Here is a 525-nt window from a genome sequence, read left to right on the forward strand (position 1 = left end):
CGTCTACGCCGCCATCCTCCACGAGGAACTGGCGAAGAAGCTCAAAGGCCAGAAGCTCGCCGACACCTTCCTCGCCTTCCTGAAGGCGTTCCTCCTCGATGCCAGCCTCGCCGTCGAGACGTACATCAGCGAGGGTGTCCTCCGCCAGCTCGTCGACGCCTGCGTCACCGTGAACTCCGCATCGTCCTCCGTTCGCGAGGGCACCGCACAGGTCGACGCGGCCGCGCGCGAAATCGCCAACGCCACGCAGGAGATCGCCCGCGGCGCCACCGAACAGTCCGCCGCCATCACCGAGCTCAACGGCACCATGCGGTCGCTCGCTGCGGGCATCGGGGAGGTCACCCGCGGCGCTTCCTCCCAGGCCGAAGGCCTCCGCCAGGCCGCGCGCACGGCCGACCGCGTCCGCGAAGCCCTCGGTGCCGTCTCCGCCTCCGCCCGCGCAGCGGCCGAGAAGGGGCAGAACTCCCTCGCGGCCGCCCGCGATGGCATGACTGCGGTCCAGCAGACTGTCGACGCGATGAACAC

The 525-nt window shown here is 70.5% G+C and carries 1 protein-coding gene; it reads left to right on the top strand.

Annotated features, from left to right (window positions below):
• Positions 1-525 (top strand): hypothetical protein (locus tag N2041_RS14785; protein ID WP_297679396.1); only part of this gene is annotated, 525 nt, incomplete at both ends.

Source organism: Tepidiforma sp., from assembly GCF_026419595.1.
Lineage (GTDB): Bacteria > Chloroflexota > Dehalococcoidia > Tepidiformales > Tepidiformaceae > Tepidiforma.